We start from the raw sequence: 18,021 nt of genomic DNA, 5'->3' as shown, positions 1-18,021 counted from the left end.
ACAGCGCGTCAGGACTGCATCAGAAACGCCCAGACCGCATAGCCCACGATCGCGGCATAGCCCAGCGGATAGATCCACTTGATCGCGTAGTTGTCCAGCTTGCGCGCCGTGTCTTCGCGCCCCGAGACTTTGAGCCGCCGCAGCATAACGTTGAACACCACCAGCGCCCCGGTCATCAGGAACATGCATTGCAGGATGAAATCCAGAAAGGTCAGATAGCCCAGCTTGGGCAGATCGGCCGAGATTGCCCAGTTGAAGGCGACAAAGACCAGCAGGTTGGCCCCCGCGATATCGATCCGCTTGCGGTATTCGTCCAGAAAGAACAGCGCCCAGCCGACCAGAACCAGCACCAGCATGGGCAGGAACACCCGGATGACATAGTAGGTCAGGTGGCGCTTGCCCTCGAAGACCAGCGACACCTGATCGCTTTCATTGCCCGACAGGCCGGTCGTGGTCGAGGCCAGCATACGGGCGTTGCCCAAAATCCACTCCTCTTCGCCCAGCGTGTCGCCCAGCCCCGAGAACTGGTCCAGCGCGTAGTAGTGCACGAAGTCGGACGGAAAGACCGAGACGACCTCGAAGTGGAACTCCTGCGTGTCGAAGGGGAACCTGAGGAAGTTGAAATGCGGCGCCTGCAGCGTCAGCGAGGATTTCTCGACAAACGTCACATGCCCATCATGGCGCAGAGCGGCCGCGGATTCGTGCACCCAGCGGTTGGATTGCTGGTTGTGGATGACGAAGGCCGGAACCACCGCATCCCGGGCGGCCGCATGGCGCACGAAGGCCGGCGGATCGAATACGCGGAAATCGCGGCCCAGCTCATCCGGATCGAACGCCAGGGCCGGATCGCTCCATTCAAAACGCAGCACGACCACTGCGCCATAATTCTCGGCCTTCTGATCGACCGAAGTGATCTGGTCGATCTTGATGCCGACGCCGACCTCGACCGGGTTTTCCGGGGTGCCCAACAGCGCGCTGTGGCCATCCTGAAACAACCCTTGCGCGCCCGAGGGCCCAGACAGGGCCAGGGCGACCATGAAGAAAAACACCGAAACCAGGCAACGTGTCATCTGAAACAGACCCTAATATGGGGAAATGGGCCCGCAAGGCGGACCCGAAAGGCTCATTCCGCCCAGCTGATCGCGGTCAGGTCAATGGCCGCCGTGGGCGCGTTTTCCCACAGGCCCTGAACGCCGGCCTTGGCCACGCCCAGCTTGGCCAGCTGGAACAGATAGGCGTTGACGTAATCCTCGGCGATCATGCGCTGCGCCTCGCCCATAAGGCGGGTGCGTTCGTCGGGGTCGGTGGTCGCGTTCAGCGTTGCCATCAGAGCCTGGAAGTCCAGGTTGTCATATTGGAAGTAGTAATCCGGCCGGGCATAGATGCCGATGTCCATCGGCTCGGTATGGCTGACGATGGTCAGGGCGAAATCCTTGCCCTTGAACACGGTTTCCAGCCACTGCGCCCATTCCACGTTGATGATCTCGGCTTTGATGCCGACCTCGGCCAGTTGCGCGGCCACGATCTCGCCTCCGCGGCGGGCGTAGGAGGGCGGCGGCAAGTGCAACGTGGTTTCGAACCCGTCCGCGAATCCGGCCTCGGCCAGCAGGGCGCGGGCCTTGTCCGGGTCATGTGCCGAATTGCCGGTCAGATCGACATAGGCCGGGTTGTGCGGCGCGAAATGCGTGCCGATCGGCGTGCCGTAGCCGAACATCGCACCATCGATGATCGCCTGACGGTCGATCGCATGGGCCAGCGCCTGCCGCACCCGCACGTCGTCGAAGGGCGGCTTCTTGTTGTTGCTCGCCAGAATGGTTTCGCCCTCGGTCGAACCGACAAGCACCTGAAACCGCGGGTCGGCCTCGAATTGCGGCAGGTTCTCGGGGGCGGGGAAATTGTCAAACACGTCCACGTCCTCGGCCATCATCGCGGCAAAGGCGGCGGTGGGGTCCGAGATGAACTTGAACGTGGCCTTCTCCAGCGCGGGTTGGTCACCCCAGTAATCGGGGTTGCGCTCCAAGGTGATGCGGTCGCCCTGGACCCATTCGGCGAACTTATAGGCGCCGGTGCCCACCGGGTTGGTCTTGATGCCCTCGATGCTTTCGGGCGCCACGATCACCGCGTCGCCCCAGGCCAGGTTGAACAGGAAATTGCCGTTGGGGTCTGCCAGAGTGATTCTGACGGTCAGCGGGTCCACGACCTCGACGCTTTCAATCCCGGCGAACAGGGCCTTCTGCGCATTGGCGCTGTCCTCGGCGGTGGCGCGGTCGAGACTGAACTTCACGTCCTCAGCATCCATCGTGGTGCCATCGTGAAAGGTGACGCCATCGTGCAGCGTGAAGGTATAGACCTTTCCGTCCTCGGAAATCTCCCAGCTTTCGGCCAGCCCCGGCACGACCGAGCCATCGCCCATGAACCGGGTCAGCCCTTCGAACACGTTGGTGTAGACCACCGAATCGATGGCTTGCGCGGCGGCGCTGGTCGGGTCCAGATGCGGCGGTTCCAGCTGCATGGCGATGGTGATGTCCGACCGGGCCATGGCCTGCGAGGCGAGCAGCCCCACGCCCAGCGCCATGGCGCAGGCAAAGGTGCGAAAGAACGGCTTGGTCATGTAAATTCCCTCCCAGAATGTGCGGATGGGCGGCGTATGACGCGGCCCTGACGGAAACAATGTCCCTGCAAACCTTGGGTCATTCAAGGAAATGTTCGCGCAACCGGGGTTTCTCTGGCCCCTGCCGATCTGCTATGCCGCGCTGCAACATGAACCCCGCGAGGAGCGAGCATGAGCGCCACCGCCCGCAAGACAGCCCCGAATGCCGAGGATATCCGCGCCCGCAAAGGGGGCGATCCGCTGGTCAGCCTGACCGCCTATACCACGCCGATGGCCCGGCTGATGGACCCCCATTGCGACTTCGTCCTGGTGGGCGACAGCGTCGGCATGGTGCTGCACGGGCTGAGCTCGACCCTGGGCGTGACGATGGAGATGATGATCCTGCACGGGCAGGCCGTGGCGCGCGGGCTGGAGACGGCGATGATGGTCATCGACATGCCCTTTGCCAGCTATGAAGAAAGCCCTGCGCAGGCCTTCCGCAACGCGGCCCGGCTGATGGCCGAGACCGGCGCCGGCGCGGTCAAGCTGGAAGGCGGGGTCGAGATGGCCGAGACGATCCGCTTTCTGGTCAAGCGCGGCATCCCGGTGATGGCGCATGTGGGTCTGACGCCGCAATCGATCAACACGCTGGGCGGCTACAAGGTGCAGGGCCGCGACGAACAGGCCGAGACGGTGCTGGCCGACGCCCGCGCCGTGGCCGAGGCCGGGGCGTTTTCCGTCGTGCTCGAGAAGGTTCCGCAGGGTCTGGCCGACCGGATCACCGCCGAGCTGCCCATCCCTACCATCGGCATTGGAGCCTCGGCCGGCTGTGACGGTCAGATCCTGGTGGTTGACGACATGTTGGGCTTTTTCACGGCCTTCAAACCGAAATTCGTCAAACGCTATGCCGATCTGGGCCCGCTGGCCGAGGCCGCCATCGCCGAATACGCCGCCGAGGTGCGCGCCCGCACCTTCCCCGCGGCCGAGCATGTGTTTGCCGATCAGGCGCCCGCCAAGGGGGGCAAGGCATGACCGCGCCCATCCTGCGCTCCCTTTCAGAGCTGCGCGCCAAGACCCGGGCCTGGCGCCGGGCGGGCCAGACCATCGGCGTGGTGCCCACCATGGGCGCGCTGCATCAGGGGCACCTGTCGCTGGCACAGGCGGCGCGGGCCGATTGCGACCGTGTGATCGTGACGATCTTCGTCAATCCCAAGCAGTTCAACAACCCCGAGGATCTGGCCAAGTACCCGCGCACCGAGCAGGACGACGCGGCCAAGCTGGCGCCGCTGGGGGTCGATGCGATCTATGTCCCCGACCCGGACCAGATCTATCCGGACGGGTTCGTCACCACCGTGTCCGTCGCCGGCCTGACCGACGTAATGGAGGGCGAATTCCGCCCCGGACATTTCGACGGCGTGGCGACCGTCGTGGCGAAACTGTTCCTGCAGACGCAGGCGGACCGAGCCTATTTCGGCGAAAAGGACTATCAGCAGTTGATGGTCGTGCGCCGCATGGCCCGCGATCTGGACATCCCGATCGAGGTGATCGGCTGCCCCACCGTGCGCGAGCCCTCGGGGCTGGCGATGTCCTCGCGCAATCTGCGCCTGTCGGACCAGGGGCTGGCGACCGGGGCGCGGATGCAAGCGTTGATGCAGGACATGGCCGGGCAACTGGCGCAGGGCGCCGCGTTCGCCGATCTGGTGGGGCCGGCCCGCGAGACGCTGCTGGCGGCGGGCTTTTCCGAGGTGGAATATATCGACCTGCGCTGCGCCGAAACGCTTGCGCCGCTGACCGCCGCCACGCGCCCCGCGCGCCTGTTCGCCACCGCCTGGCTGGAGGGCGTGCGCCTGATCGACAATATCGACGTGCCGGTGGCCTGAAACTGGGGTCTGGAACGGCCCCGACCAATCGCCTAATGTCCCCTGAAAATGACGACCGGGGGGAGCACGGGCATGACCTATATTCTGGCAATCGATCAGGGCACCACGTCCTCGCGCGCGATCCTGTTCGACGCGCAGATGCAGCGCGTGGGCACCGCACAGCAGGAATTCACCCAGTATTTCCCGCAGGAAGGCTGGGTCGAGCACGACCCCGAGGAAATCTGGGACAGTGTCCTGAACGTCTGCCGGCAGGTGATGGACAAGGTGGGCGCCTCGGCCGACCAGATCGCCGGGATCGGCATCACCAACCAGCGCGAAACCACCGTGGTCTGGGACAAGGTGACCGGCAAGGCCATCCACAACGCCATCGTCTGGCAGGACCGCCGCACCGCCGAGATCTGCCAGCGGTTCCGCGACGCGGGCTGCGAGGATGACGTGACCGCCCAGACCGGCCTGCTGCTCGACCCATATTTCTCGGGCACCAAGGTCAAATGGATACTGGACACCGTACCCGGCGCGCGCGACCGGGCCGAGGCGGGCGAGCTGCTGTTTGGCACCATCGACAGCTTCCTGATCTGGCGCCTGACCGAGGGCCAGGTCCACGCCACCGACGCCACCAACGCCGCGCGCACCCTGCTGTTCGACATCCACAAGGGCAACTGGAGCGCCGAGATCTGCGATCTTCTGGACGTGCCGCTGTCGATGCTGCCCGAGGTGCGCGACTGCGCGGCCGATTTCGGCCAGACCGGCCTGTTCGGCAGGACGATCCCGATTCTGGGCGTGGCCGGCGACCAGCAGGCCGCCACGATCGGGCAGGCCTGTTTCCAGCCTGGGATGATGAAATCCACCTATGGCACGGGCTGTTTCGCGCTGCTGAACACCGGCACGCAGCCGGTGGAGTCGAAAAACCGCCTGCTGACAACCATCGCCTATCAGCTGGACGGTCAGCGGACCTATGCGCTGGAAGGCTCGATCTTCATCGCGGGCGCGGCGGTGCAGTGGCTGCGCGACGCGCTGCAGATCATCGACTCGGCCCCGCAAAGCGGCGAACTGGCCGCGCAGTCCGACCCCAACCAGCATGTGGTGCTGGTGCCCGCCTTCACCGGGCTGGGCGCGCCCTATTGGAAGCCCGACTGCCGCGGCGCCATGTTCGGCCTGACCCGCAACTCGGGCCGGGCCGAGATCGCACGGGCCACGCTGGAAAGCATCGCCTTCCAGACCCGCGACCTGTGGCACGCGATGCAGGGCGATTGGGGCGCCGACGCGGACGTGATTCTGCGGGTCGATGGCGGGATGAGCGCGTCCGACTGGGCGATGCAGGGCCTGTCGGACATTCTGGGCGCGCCGGTCGACCGGCCGGTGATGCAGGAAACCACGGCGCTGGGCGCAGCCTGGCTGGCGGGGATGAAGGCCGGGGTCTACCCCGATCAGGCCGGATTTGCCGAAACCTGGGCGCTGGACCAACGGTTCGAACCGATCCTGCCCGAGGCTGACCGCGAAGCGGCCTATGCGCGCTGGAAACGGGCGGTGCAGGCCACCATGGCGTTCTGATCCATCCTGACCCGCGGCGCAGCCCGGGTCAGCTGTGATCCTTCAGCAGGCGCTGTTTCTGGCGCGACCAGTCGCGCTTGGCCTGGGTTTCGCGCTTGTCGTGGATCTTCTTGCCCTTGGCGATGCCGATCTTCAGCTTGGCCCGACCCCTGTGGTTGAAATACAGCACCAGCGGCACCAGCGTCATGCCCTTGCGCTGCGTGGCGTTCCACAGGTTCGACAGCTCTTTGCGGGACACCAGCAGCTTGCGCCGACGGCGCTCTTCGTGCTTGAACGCCTTGGCCTGCTCGTAGGGCGCGATGTAGCTGTTGATCAGCCACAGTTCGCCATCCTCGACCGCGGCATAGCTTTCGGCGATGTTCGCCCCGCCCGCGCGCAGAGACTTGACCTCGGACCCTTCCAGCACGATGCCGCACTCGATATCCTCTTCGATCGCGTAATCAAAGCGGGCCCGCCGGTTTTCGGCGATCACCTTGTAGTTGGGGTCTGTCTTCTGCTTGGCCATGACGCCGTGATGTATGCGGCTTCGTCAGCCCTTGCAAGATGGGCGCGTCAGGATTTGGCCGAGATGATCAGGTCGGGGCCAAAGATCGTGTCTGCGTGATTGTGCAGATAGATCTTCAGCCACGGGGTGAACCGTTCGGGGTGACGGCGCACTTCGGCCAGCAGATCGTGGTAGTCGATCCAGCGGATCTCCATCACCTCATCGGGGTTGGGCTCGATCTTCAGCGGCCCGCGCACATGCGCCAAGAACACGTCCACGACCTCGTTCTCGACCATCCCGTTGCCGACATCCGCATGATATTCCAGCCGGTGCCGGTATTCCGGATACAGCCCGGTAATGCCCAACTCCTCGCGCAGGCGGCGCACGGCGCAGTCCGAGGAGTTTTCGTCCCAGTCGGGATGGGTGCAACAGGTGTTCGCCCACAGGCCGGGCGTGTGATACTTGCCCAGCGCGCGGCGCTGCATCAGAATCTCGGTGCCCCGCACGACGAAGACCGAGACCGCCTTGTGCTTGAGCCCCTTTTCGTGGGCTTCCAGCTTGTCCACGGGTGTCAGCTCGCCATGAACCCAAGCCGGGATCATGATTCCCATCTGTCCTCTCCTGGTGTGACTGCGTCGGTCTGGCGGCATCGGCGACCGGGCGCGATGCGCTGGCGGATTGGGCGCAGTGTTTTTTTGGTCTGCGACAAAACTGGCGATGATCGACGTTGCAATCAAGCGCACGAAAGGCCGCAGGGCTGCGGCCTTTTGTACTTGTTCCGGTTTTTTGGCAAGTGCGGCTTATTCGGCCGAAACGCTTTGCAGATAGGCAAAGACGTCCTCGCCACCCTTCTTCAGTTTGAAGGTCATCTTCGACTTGGCCGAGGTTTCACCCAGGTAGTCCTTCAGGAACGCCTTGGGGTCCTGAACATAGGCAACAAAGCTTTCCTCGTCCCAGACCAGACCTTTTTCACCGGCCGCAACCAGGCTGTCGCCGTATTTGAAGCCTTCCTCTGCACCTGCGGCGCGGCCAGCGATACCGTACAGGTTCGGCCCGGTCTTGCCGCCCTTGACGATGGCTTCGCCGTCGGGCGTTGCGATCATGTGGCAGGACTTGCACTTGTTGAAGGTCTTGGCACCGGCTTCGGCGTCGCCTTCGGCCAGGGCCGGCACGGCCAGCAGGCCGGCGATGGCAGTCGCGATGATACGTTTCATTGGCGTTGCTCCGATATGAATTGGCTGCCCTTTAACCAGTATCAAACGCGCGCAGAGTCAATGCGCAATTTGACGCGCGGCGGCGACCTGACGCAGTCAAAAAGGTATATTTTCAAGGCGTATTTTGCAGATCCGACCAGCACGGCAACAGGTCGCCCGGCGCCGGTTTCGCATGATAGACCGCGCGCGCGATGGCGCGGGTCAGGCACAGGGCAGCGGCGTGGCCCAGCAGGGCCAGATCGGCCTCGGCAGAAGGGATCCGCCCCGTGCTGACGCCGAACACCAGGTCACCGTCGCCCGGCGTGTGGGCGGGCAGGATGGCGCGGGCGATCCCGTCATGGGCGGCCACCGCCATGCGCTGGCATTGCGGTTTGGTCAGGGCGGCATCGGTGGCGACGATGGCGATGGTCGTGTTGGCCTTGTCGGGCGGGGGATGGCCCATTGCCCGGGCCTTGCGGCTGGGCACGGGGTCCCCCAGTCCGGACGCCGCATCCGGCCCCAGCCCGCCGAACTCGGCCCCGATCTCGAACGGGGCGGCCCAAAAATGCCGGTCCCCCGGGGTGATGACGCTGCCCAGCGGGTTGGCTGCAACCAGCGCACCCACTGTCACGCCGCCCGGCAACACCGCCGAGGCGGAGCCCAGCCCACCCTTGCACATGGCCGTCAGCGCGCCGGTTCCGGCCCCGGCGCTGCCCAGATCGAACCTCTCCGCCGCGGCGTCGAATGCGGCCCGGCCCAAGGCGCGGTACGGGTTTTCACCCCACGCCTTGTCGCCACCGTTCAGCAGGTCGAACAGAATCGCCCCGGGTACGATCGGCACCACGGCTGACCCCACCTGAAACCCGCGTCCCTGTGCATGCAGCGCGTCCATCACGCCCGAACAGGCATCCAGCCCGAAGGCCGAGCCTCCTGAAAGCACGATCGCATCCACCCGGTCGACAGTTTTGTCGGCGGCCAGCAGATCGGTCTCACGCGTGCCGGGGGCGCCCCCCATCACATGCACCGAGGCCCGCAGCGATTGATCTCCGGTCAGGACGGTGACGCCGGATTTCAGGGCCGCGTCCTGTGCGTTGCCCACCAGCAGGCCGGGCACGTCGGTGATCAGGTTTCTGGGTCCGGGGGTCATTGAAGTTTGTCCTTTACTGCGGGAAAGCGGGCTGCCTCTGGCGGGGATATCTCTAGCCAGATGAAGGACAGGCTCAGATGCAGCGGCCCCCGTCCACCTCGAGCGCGGTGCCGGTGATCATGCTGGCCTCATCCGAGCACAGGAAACAGGCGGCGTTGCCCATGTCCTGCGGGGTCGAGAACCGGCCCAACGGGATGGTCGACAGGAACCTTGCGCGGATTTCGGGCGTGTCCTCGCCCATGAAGGATTTCAGCAGCGGCGTTTCCCCCGCCACCGGGCAGATCGCGTTCACGCGCACACCGGACGGGGCCAGTTCGACCGCCATGGTCTTGGTTGCGGTGATCATCCAGCCCTTGGAGGCGTTGTACCAGTTCAGGTTCGGGCGCGGTGACAATCCGGCGGTCGAGGCGACGTTCAGGATCGCCCCCGACCCGCGCGATTTCATATGCGGCACCAGCGCCCGCGCGGTCAGAAAGACCGACTTCATGTTCACGCGATAGACGCGGTCGAAGTCTTCTTCACTGACCTCCTCCAGCGGCGTCGGAAGGTGGGTCACGCCGGCATTGTTCACAAGGATGTCGAGGTGGCCGTAGAGTCCCAGCGCCGCATCCGCCATCGCCTGGACCGAGTCGCCGTCGGAGACATCCACCTGGCAGTGGTCGGCCAGCGGGCCCAGCGTTGCCGCCATGTGACGCGCGGCATCCCCGTTGATATCGGCGATCATCACCCGTGCGCCCTCGGTCAGGAATTTCTGCACGATCCCGGCCCCGAACCCGGATGCGCCGCCGGTCACGATTGCGGTTTTTCCCTCCAGCCTCATGGCCTTGCCTCCCTGCCGCCTGTTGCGGTCAGACTAGCAACGGCAGGGAAAGATGCCAGATCAATCTTCCGCCACCTTGCCGCGCAGCGCCTTGACGTCGGACCGGGCCTTTTTCGCCGCCAGCCGGCGCTTGACCGAGCCATAGGTGGGCTTCGTCGCGATCCGCCGCTTGGGTTTGACCAGCGCCTTGCCGATCAGCTCGGCCAGACGGGCGCGGGCGATCTCGCGGTTGCGGGCCTGGCTGCGGGTCTCGTCGCATTGGATGATGATCGCGCCATCCTTGGTCCAGCGCCGCCCGGCCAGCCGTTTCAGCCGCGCCTTGACCGGATCGGGCAGCGAGGGCGAGCGCACCGCCTCGAAGCGCAGCTCGACCGCGGTCGAGACCTTGTTCACGTTCTGCCCGCCGGGACCCGAGGCGCGGATGAAGCTCTCGGTCATTTCCCAATCGTGCAGGGTGATATCGTCGGTGATGCGCAACATGGACGCGACCTTACAGGCGCCACCCGGAAACAGAAAGGGCCGCCCCGGCGGGACGGCCCTTCGAAAGTTCAGGAGGTCGGGTCGGTTAGATCAATCGACCAGCCGGAGCGCGCGCTCCGCCAAGGGCTGCCCTAGCAGGCGGTCCCCCCGGTTGTTCCGACACCTCTCTCCAATCTCTTTCTCGACACTGGATCACCTCCTTTTCTATCTGTTGCGGTTGAAAAGGATGGTGACACAACTTGTGCCATTCTCAAAGCGTTTTTTACGCGGGCTGTGCGGTCAGGCGGGCGACGATCACCTTGAAGGGGATCAGTGCGACCAAGGCCAGCGACAGCTTCACCAGCCAGTCGGCAAAGGCCAGCGTCACCCACAGGGGCGCTTCGGGGCCTGACAGCATGAAGGGCACGGGCTCCCACGCCCAGTTGATGGCCGCATCCGCATCGGCGCCGAAGAAGGTCACCGAGGCCGAGAAGGCGATGGTGAAGAAGATCGCTGTATCCAGCGCCGACCCGACCAGGGTGGATACCAGCGGCGCGCGCCACCAGCGGCCTTCACGCATGGCGTTGAACACGGTGACGTCGGTCAGCTGCGCGATCAGGAACGCCGTTCCCGAAGCCACGGCGATGCGCAGCGGCACGGCGACGTAGGTGAAGCCGTCGCCCTGCAGCATGATCTGGCTGCCGATCAGCGAGCAGATCACGCCGGTGACGAAGCCCGCGAAGACGACCTTGCGGGCCGGGCCCACGCCATAGACGCGGTTCATGATGTCGGTGACCAGAAAGGCCAGCGGGTAGGTGAAGGCACCCCAGGTCAACAGCCCATCAAAGATCAGGAACTGGACCAGGATGTTCGAGGCCACGACGATGGCGGCCATGGCAAGAATGCCGGGGATAAAGTTGCGTTGCATGTTCTGATGCCCGTTTTGACAAGGTAGCGGCGACTTGGCCAAGGGACCGTCCCAAGGCAAGCCGCGCTTCTAGACCCGGGATCGGCCCGTGTCAATCCGGCAGCAGATACTCGACCAGTTCGGTACGCTGCAGCGCCAGAAAGTTGTCGTCCGAGATCATCGTGGCCCGCAACCGCCCCTGCCCGTCGCGCCAGACCGACAGCCCCTCGAGATTGTCATGGGTTCCGGTTCCGGTCTGGAACAGGATTTCCTCGGCCGCAGGTGTATCACCCGCGATCCGCCACCGACGCAAACGCGACCGGAACCCGGTCAGCGAGACCGCGCGTTCCAGAACGTAGAACCGCCCGTCCGGACCGAAATCGGCCGCTACGGGCAGAAAACCGTCCCGCTGCGCCAGGACAAAGGGCGTGGACCAGGCGCGCCCGTTCCACCGATAGACCGGAATGTCGCCATTTGCCGTGCGGCTTTTCTCGGGCAACGTGTACAGGCGACCCTGGGCGTCGATGGCCAGCCCCTCGAACGAACCATTCTGGTCGAGCGCGTCAAAGGCCTTGGGGCGCGGCAGCACCTGAGCATGGGCACCGGGCGCGGCATAACGGGCCACGCGATGCACGCCTTCGAACGAGAGGTAGAAGCTGCCATCCGGCGCCAGCGCCAGCCCCTCGGAGTCACCCGAGCTGCCGGGCATGATCCGTCCCCGGCTGGACAGAACCGGCCAGTGGCCAACAATACGGATGCCGACAATCTCATCGCCATCCCGGTCGATGCGGACCGATGCCAGGGTGGAGCGGTCGCTCAGCACCCATGCGTGCTGCCCGTCATCCGAGACATGGATGGCGGAAAACCCGCCGAACCAGTCATGGCCGGCGCGCCATGCAAAGCTGCCCAGATATTCGGCCGATTTGACTTCGACCGCCCAGGCGGAACCGGCCAGAAACAGGCTGGCGATCAGTTGGACTGCAAGACGGCGGCGCATTGCTGGGGCAGATCCGCCAGAACATACTCACGCCGTTTCTTCGGAGGCGGCGCGTTGGGGTCGGGCGGCGGCGGGTTCAGGATGTTGCGCACCCACTGTTCGGCCTCGGCGCAGCCGTCACCCTTGGGCGGCGGATCCTGATTGACGCACCCGCGCGAGCCGCGCGGGCAGTTCAGCCGGACGTGGAAGTGATAATGATGCCCCCACCAGGGCCGGATCTTGCGCAGATAGGCACGGTTGCCCTTCTCTTCCTTGCACATCTGCACCTTGGCGCCCGGAAACACGAAGATGCGGGCCACGCGTTTGTCCTTGGCCGCCTCGCGCAGGATGGCGTGGTGCTGTTTCGTCCAGTTGCCGTTCACATAGGCGCCGTTCGAGCGCCGCAAGGAGACCGACGAGATGTTCTCGCGCGCCTTGCGCGACAGGCGCATGTTGTCACCGGGCAGCATCCAGATGTCGATGTCCAGGCCCAGCTGGTGGCTGCGGTGGCCCGAGGTCATCGGCCCGCCGCGCGGCTGGCTGATATCCCCGATGTACAGCCCGTTCCATCCCGGTTGCCTTGCCGCAAAACGGCTGAGGTCCTGCACGAAGTCGATGGCTTGCGGATGGCCCCAGTTGCGGTTGCGCGACAGGCGCATCGCCTGCCAGGTGGGTCCGGTCTCGGGCAGTTGCACCGATCCGGCCGCGCATCCGCGCGAATAACTGCCGAAAGCGGCCGGCTTTTGTTGCGAACTGTCCTTCTGAGCCCCGAACAACTGCTTGGCCAGCGGTTGGGCCCCAGCCGCTCCGGCCAGCGCAATTCCTGCCAAAAATACCAAAAAACGTAATGAAATCATCTGCTCTGATCCCCTTCCGGTTTGACCCAGCGCATTAGGAACAATCCCAGAATAAACAACCCGACGATCGGAGACACCCCCAACCGAGCGCTGCCGGTCGCGGTTGTTGCAATTCCGATCAGCAAAGGCGCCGCAAAAGCGGTGGCGCGGCCCGACAGACCATAGAGGCCAAAGCTCTCGACCGGGGCGGCCGGGTCGGTGTGGCGCACCATCAACGAACGGCTGGCCGATTGCAGAATGCCCCCCATCCCACCGATCAGGATGCCGCAGCCAAAGAACACCATGTCCGGCAGGCCCGACCCTTGGGGCAGGGCGATGCCGAAGATCTGCGTCCGGTCCATCGACACGATGGTGGTGCAGACCAGGATCAGAACCCAGATCGCGGTCAGGATCACCGGCTTGGGGCCGAATTTCCGGTCCAGCTTGCCGCCGATCCAGGCGAAGACTGCCGAAGCCAGCACGCTGATGATGCCGAAGACGCCAATCTTGATCAGGTCCCATTCCAACACCAGCCGCGCATAGACGCCGCCGAAACTGTACAGCCCGTTCAGGGCGTCCCGGTAGAACATCGATGACCCCAGATAGCTGGCAAGGCTGACCCGGTGCCGCAAGGCAGCCACGGATTTGCCCAGCAGACTCAGCGCCTCGGATACGCTGCCCTTTTTGTCGGCGGCGGGATCGTCGCGCACCCACAGGAAATACGGGACCATGAACAGGATGAACCACCCGGCGGTGAACGGCCCCACGAAACGCGTGCCTTCGCGCGTGCCGGCGTCCAGACCGAACAGCGGCTCCATCCCGATCAGCGTCTTCCCGTTGGGCTGCTCGACGAACAGCGCCAGCATGATCGCCAAGGAAATCAGCCCGCCGAAATAGCCGAAGGCAAAGCCCGAGCCCGAGATCTCGCCCACCTCATCGTCGTCCCCCAGATCGGGCAGTTGCGAGTTGATGAAGATCAGCGCGTATTCGGCCCCCACGAAGCCCAGACCGAAGGCCGACAGCATCAGCCACATGTTCGACCCGTCCGGCAGCGTGAACCATAGCGCCGCAGACCCAACGGCATACATCACCGAAAAGGCAAAGATCCACGGGATGCGCCGCCCCGAGACATCGGCCATGGCCCCCAGCAGCGGCGCGCCGAAGGCGATGATCAGCCCCGTGATCGTCAGGCAGTTGGCCCAGACCGTCTGCGCCTGCGCGGCGGCGGCTTCGGCATCCATCCCGACGGTTGCGTAATATTCGGCCGCAACGCCGGCGAAATACGGGCCAAAGACAAAGGTCACCAACAGGGTGTGATACGGCTGGCTAGCCCAGTCGAAAAACCACCAGCCCCAGATGCGCCTGCGCTTGGAAATCTCTGCCATCTCTGCCCCTTGCCTGCTTTTGATTTCATAAGACGGGCCTTTGGGCCATTTCGCAAGCGTTCTGTGACTGCGGGCTTGCCTATTGCCGCTTGGGCACTTAGGTCTCAGGCCGTACGGAAAACGAGGTGCCCATGCTGTCGCTGATCCAAATCCTGCTGCTGATCCTGGACATCGTCTGGTTCATCATCCTGGCCCATGTGATCATGAGCTGGCTGATCAACTTCCAGGTCCTGAACCTGCATCAACAGCTGGTCGCCCAGATCTGGTACGGCCTGAACCGCCTGCTCGAACCGATTTACGGCCCGATCCGCCGCATTCTGCCCAACATGGGCGGTCTGGACCTGACGCCGCTGGTGGTGCTGATCGGGGTCTATGCGCTGCGGATCATCCTCATCAACAACGCGGTCTATTTCTACTGACCTCTTGTTCCCCGATTCCGACTGTGTGATTGTCCGTTCAAGAGCAGTCAAATCTTGAAACAGGGCACCCCCGCACATGTTCGACGCCGCGCCTCTGCTGCGAGATGTCTTTGGATTCGATGACTTCCGCCCCGGGCAGGAAGAGATCGTCGATGCCGTGACCGCCGGCGAGAACGTGCTGGCGATCATGCCCACCGGGGGCGGCAAATCCCTGTGTTTCCAACTGCCTGCCCTGCTGCGCGACGGCGTCACGGTGGTGATCTCGCCGCTGATCGCCCTGATGCGCGACCAGGTGCGGGGGCTGCAAGAGGCCGGGGTCGAAGCCGGTGCGCTGACCTCGGGCAACACGCCCGAGGAAACCGACGCCGTGTGGGAGGCGCTCGAGGCCGGGCGGCTGAAGCTGCTGTATATGGCGCCCGAACGGCTGGCGGCGGGCTCGGCGCTGGGCATGCTGCGGCGGATCAATGTCAGCCTGATCGCCGTGGACGAGGCGCATTGCGTCAGCCAGTGGGGCCATGATTTCCGCCCCGACTATCTGCGGATCGGAGAGCTGCGCCGCGCGCTGAACGTGCCCTTGGCCGCTTTCACCGCCACGGCGGATGCGGAAACCCAGGACGAGATCGTCGAGAAACTGTTCGACGGCACGCCCCCGCGCAAGTTCCTGCGTGGCTTCGACCGGCCGAACATCCACCTGGCCTTTGCCGCGAAGGACAGCCCGCGCAAGCAGATCCTTGATTTCGCCGACGCCCGCCGGGGCCAGTCGGGCATCGTCTATTGCGGCACCCGCAACAAGACCGAAGTGCTGGCGCAGGCCCTGCGCGAACAGGGCCACAGCGCCTGCCACTATCACGGCGGGATGGAAGCCGAAGACCGCCGCATCGTCGAAACCCGCTTCGCGCGCGAGGACGGGCTGCTCGTGGTGGCCACCGTGGCCTTTGGCATGGGTATCGACAAGCCCGACATCCGCTGGGTCGCCCATGCGGACCTGCCGAAATCGATCGAGGCCTATTACCAGGAAATCGGCCGCGCCGGCCGCGACGGTGGGCCGGCCGAAACCCTGACCCTGTTCGGCCCCGACGACATCCGCCTGCGCCGCAGCCAGATCGACGAGGGGTTGGCCCCGCCTGAACGCCGCGCCGCAGATCATGCCCGCCTGAACGCGCTGCTGGGTCTGGCCGAGGCGCTGCACTGCCGCCGCCAGACCCTGCTGGGCTATTTCGGGGAACAGGCCGAGCCCTGCGGCAAATGCGACCTGTGCGACAGCCCGCCCGAGCTGTTCGACGGCACCACCCCGGTGCGCATGGCCCTGTCGGCGATCCTGCGCACCGAGGAATGGTTCGGTTCGGGCCACCTGATCGACATCCTGCTGGGCAATGACACCGACAAGATCCGCGCCCGGCGGCATGACGAATTGCCCACCTACGGCATCGGCAAGGACTGGTCGCGCCCGCAATGGCAGGCGATCTTCCGGCAGATGATGGGCCATGACCTGGTCCGCCCCGACCCTGAACGCCACGGCGCCCTGCGCATGACCGAGGCCGCCAAGCCGATCCTGAAGGGCGAGGCGCAGATCACCCTACGCAAGGACACGCTGCGCAAGGCCACCCGGCGGCCCGCGGTCAAGATGATGGTCTCGGATGAGGATGCGCCCCTGCTGTCGGCGCTCAAGGCCAAGCGCCGCGCCCTGGCCGAGGCCGCCCGTGTGCCCGCCTATGTCATCTTCCCCGACCGCACGCTGATCGAGATGGCGGAAAAACGCCCCATGACCCTGGACGAGATGGCCCGGATCGGCGGCGTGGGCGCAAAAAAACTGGACCGCTATGGCGACACCTTCCTCGAAGTAATCGCGGGCGAGGCGCAGGCGGTCCACCCGGCGCGCCGCAAGCTGGCCGGGCGTGAACAGGGAAATATCTACGACCGTCTGCTCGAGGTGCAGGCACAGCTGGCCCGAGGCCCGGACGGGATCGACAAACCATTGAGCTGTTCGGCCGCGCAACTGGCGAAGGTTGCGCAGATGCGGCCCGACGACGACCGCGCGCTGGAGCAAATTCTGGGCGACCGCCGCGCCGAACGTTTCGCGGCCGCCTTTCTGGACGTGCTGCGCGCGGCGGGCTAGGTATCGGCGGGCAGGCACGTACAAGGGGGTAGATATGCTGGTGGTGATCTCTCCGGCCAAACGGCTGGACTGGGCAGAACGGGACGCGACGCCGACCCAGCCCGATTTTCAGGACGACGCGATCCGGCTGGCGAAAACCGCGCGCAACCTGACGCTGGGAGAACTAAAAAAGCTGATGAGCCTCAGCGACGATCTGGCCCGGCTGAACCGCGACCGGTTCCGCACCTTTGCCGATACCCCGCCGCCCGAGACCACCCGCCCGGCCGCGTTGGCCTTTGCCGGCGACACCTATCAGGGGCTCGAGGCCGCCTCGCTGGACGCCGACGAACTGGCCTGGGCGCAGGATCATCTGCGCATCCTGTCGGGGCTTTACGGCCTGCTGCGCCCGCTGGACGCCATTCAGCCCTATCGGCTGGAAATGGGTAGCCGGTTGAAGACCCGGCGCGGCAAGACCCTGTATGACTACTGGCGCGACCAGCTGAGCAAGGCGCTGAACGCGCAGGCCGAGGAGATCGGCACCGATACGCTGGTGAACTGCGCCAGCCAGGAATATTTTGGCGCGGTGGCCCCCAAGGCGCTGAAACTGCGGGTCATCACCCCTGTCTTTATGGAGGACAAGGGCGGCGCACCGAAGATCGTCAGCTTCTTTGCCAAAAAAGCTCGCGGCTCAATGGCGCGGTACATCATCCAGCACCGGCTGACCGACCCTGCGGGCCTCCGGGATTTCGACACCGGCGGCTATGCGTATCGGTCTGATTTGTCGGAACCGGACAAACCGGTATTCGTGCGCCCCTATCAGGCCTGATCCAGCATCGAGGCATCATACGCCACCAGTTCGACCGTGTTGCCCTCGGGGTCCGTGGTAAATACTCCGCGCCAACCGATCCAGCCGAACCGTTCGACACGATAGGGCTGGCCGATTTGGTCATACCAGCGCATGACGGCCTCCTGTTCCGCAAAGGGAAGAGACAAGGCGACATGGTGCAGCGACGATTGCGCCCCGGTCACGGGTTTGTCGGCACCGGTGGGGTGCAAACCCGGCCGCGGCGCTGCCCCATGGTGAAAAAGCGCCAGAACCTGTGTGTGTCCTTCGAACCCATCCGCAATCCGAAAGAATGTGATGGCGCTGTTATGGCCGCCATGCAGGCGGGTCAGCCCGATGACGTTTTCATAGAAATCAACCATTGCTGCCATGTCGGCGCAGCGTATTGCGATTTCACCCAAAGCGCGGGGGCGAAAACCTCGTTCCTGTGACATG

The 18,021-nt window shown here is 64.8% G+C and carries 19 protein-coding genes; 6 read left to right on the top strand and 13 right to left on the bottom strand.

What is annotated here, in order from left to right:
• Positions 1–8 precede the first annotated feature (8 nt).
• Positions 9–1,070, bottom strand: coding sequence for a ligand-gated ion channel (locus ACR3EL_RS01015; RefSeq protein ID WP_170340995.1), 1,062 nt, complete (start codon positions 1,068–1,070; stop codon positions 9–11).
• A 53-nt stretch (positions 1,071–1,123) separates the two neighbouring features.
• On the bottom strand, positions 1,124–2,611 hold the full coding sequence (locus ACR3EL_RS01010; protein ID WP_480720075.1) for an ABC transporter substrate-binding protein: 1,488 nt from the start codon (positions 2,609–2,611) through the stop codon (positions 1,124–1,126).
• A gap of 171 nt (positions 2,612–2,782) precedes the next feature.
• On the opposite strand from ACR3EL_RS01010, the gene panB reads away from it, so the two are divergent.
• The 3 genes from panB (at position 2,783) to glpK (ending at position 6,021) form a co-directional block, all read left to right on the top strand.
• Positions 2,783–3,622: a 3-methyl-2-oxobutanoate hydroxymethyltransferase gene (gene panB / locus ACR3EL_RS01005; protein WP_170340992.1), complete on the top strand. Its 840-nt coding sequence runs from the start codon at positions 2,783–2,785 to the stop codon at positions 3,620–3,622.
• Positions 3,619–4,470 carry a pantoate--beta-alanine ligase gene (gene panC / locus ACR3EL_RS01000; protein ID WP_170340990.1) on the top strand — a complete coding sequence of 284 codons (852 nt, stop codon included), beginning with the start codon at positions 3,619–3,621 and terminating at the stop codon, positions 4,468–4,470. Before panB ends, panC begins: the two co-directional genes overlap by 4 nt.
• 72 nt (positions 4,471–4,542) lie before the next feature.
• A complete protein-coding gene (gene glpK / locus ACR3EL_RS00995) occupies positions 4,543–6,021 on the top strand; it encodes a glycerol kinase GlpK (RefSeq protein WP_480720072.1) in 1,479 nt (492 codons plus the stop codon).
• Between the two features lie 28 nt (positions 6,022–6,049).
• Here the strand turns inward: glpK and smpB are convergent, their stop codons facing one another.
• The 10 genes from smpB to ACR3EL_RS00945 form a co-directional block, all read right to left on the bottom strand.
• Positions 6,050–6,526, bottom strand: coding sequence for an SsrA-binding protein SmpB (gene smpB, locus ACR3EL_RS00990; RefSeq protein ID WP_480720070.1), 477 nt, complete (start codon positions 6,524–6,526; stop codon positions 6,050–6,052).
• Positions 6,527–6,573: 47 nt separating this feature from the next.
• Positions 6,574–7,116, bottom strand: coding sequence for an isopentenyl-diphosphate Delta-isomerase (gene idi, locus ACR3EL_RS00985; protein WP_093964071.1), 543 nt, complete (start codon positions 7,114–7,116; stop codon positions 6,574–6,576).
• Positions 7,117–7,305: 189 nt separating this feature from the next.
• On the bottom strand, positions 7,306–7,719 hold the full coding sequence (locus tag ACR3EL_RS00980) for a c-type cytochrome (protein ID WP_093964070.1): 414 nt from the start codon (positions 7,717–7,719) through the stop codon (positions 7,306–7,308).
• 112 nt (positions 7,720–7,831) lie between these two features.
• Positions 7,832–8,845 carry a P1 family peptidase gene (locus tag ACR3EL_RS00975; RefSeq protein ID WP_170340983.1) on the bottom strand — a complete coding sequence of 338 codons (1,014 nt, stop codon included), beginning with the start codon at positions 8,843–8,845 and terminating at the stop codon, positions 7,832–7,834.
• Between the two features lie 73 nt (positions 8,846–8,918).
• The gene (locus ACR3EL_RS00970; RefSeq protein ID WP_170340981.1) at positions 8,919–9,665 is read right to left on the bottom strand and encodes an SDR family oxidoreductase; all 747 of its coding nucleotides are present in this window, start codon (positions 9,663–9,665) and stop codon (positions 8,919–8,921) included.
• 60 nt (positions 9,666–9,725) lie between these two features.
• A complete protein-coding gene (arfB, locus tag ACR3EL_RS00965) occupies positions 9,726–10,145 on the bottom strand; it encodes an alternative ribosome rescue aminoacyl-tRNA hydrolase ArfB (protein ID WP_170340979.1) in 420 nt (139 codons plus the stop codon).
• A gap of 262 nt (positions 10,146–10,407) precedes the next feature.
• The gene (locus ACR3EL_RS00960; protein WP_170340977.1) at positions 10,408–11,052 is read right to left on the bottom strand and encodes a queuosine precursor transporter; all 645 of its coding nucleotides are present in this window, start codon (positions 11,050–11,052) and stop codon (positions 10,408–10,410) included.
• Positions 11,053–11,143: 91 nt separating this feature from the next.
• The gene (locus tag ACR3EL_RS00955; RefSeq protein WP_170369071.1) at positions 11,144–12,028 is read right to left on the bottom strand and encodes an esterase-like activity of phytase family protein; all 885 of its coding nucleotides are present in this window, start codon (positions 12,026–12,028) and stop codon (positions 11,144–11,146) included.
• Positions 12,001–12,864, bottom strand: coding sequence for a penicillin-insensitive murein endopeptidase (gene mepA / locus ACR3EL_RS00950; protein WP_170369070.1), 864 nt, complete (start codon positions 12,862–12,864; stop codon positions 12,001–12,003). Before mepA ends, ACR3EL_RS00955 begins: the two co-directional genes overlap by 28 nt.
• Positions 12,861–14,228, bottom strand: a complete 1,368-nt coding sequence (locus ACR3EL_RS00945; RefSeq protein ID WP_170369069.1) for an MFS transporter — start codon at positions 14,226–14,228, stop codon at positions 12,861–12,863. The genes mepA and ACR3EL_RS00945 overlap by 4 nt, the downstream gene beginning before the upstream one ends.
• Before the next feature lie 131 nt (positions 14,229–14,359).
• On the opposite strand from ACR3EL_RS00945, the gene ACR3EL_RS00940 reads away from it, so the two are divergent.
• The 3 genes from ACR3EL_RS00940 to yaaA all read left to right on the top strand — a co-directional run bounded on the left by ACR3EL_RS00940 (position 14,360) and on the right by yaaA (position 17,568).
• Positions 14,360–14,647, top strand: coding sequence for a YggT family protein (locus tag ACR3EL_RS00940; protein WP_005980077.1), 288 nt, complete (start codon positions 14,360–14,362; stop codon positions 14,645–14,647).
• 76 nt (positions 14,648–14,723) lie between these two features.
• Entirely contained in the window at positions 14,724–16,763 is a 2,040-nt protein-coding gene (gene recQ / locus ACR3EL_RS00935) for a DNA helicase RecQ (protein WP_170369067.1), read from the top strand.
• Positions 16,764–16,797: 34 nt separating this feature from the next.
• Positions 16,798–17,568, top strand: coding sequence for a peroxide stress protein YaaA (gene yaaA, locus ACR3EL_RS00930; protein ID WP_170340967.1), 771 nt, complete (start codon positions 16,798–16,800; stop codon positions 17,566–17,568).
• Here yaaA and ACR3EL_RS00925 read toward each other — a convergent pair.
• Positions 17,559–18,020: a VOC family protein gene (locus tag ACR3EL_RS00925; protein ID WP_170340964.1), complete on the bottom strand. Its 462-nt coding sequence runs from the start codon at positions 18,018–18,020 to the stop codon at positions 17,559–17,561. The genes yaaA and ACR3EL_RS00925 overlap by 10 nt on opposite strands.
• Position 18,021: the final 1 nt, after the last annotated feature.

The organism is Ruegeria sp. BJ3, assembly GCF_056535665.1.
Note: the sequence above shows the minus strand (reverse complement) of the source record. Positions and strands in the feature narration are given on the sequence as shown.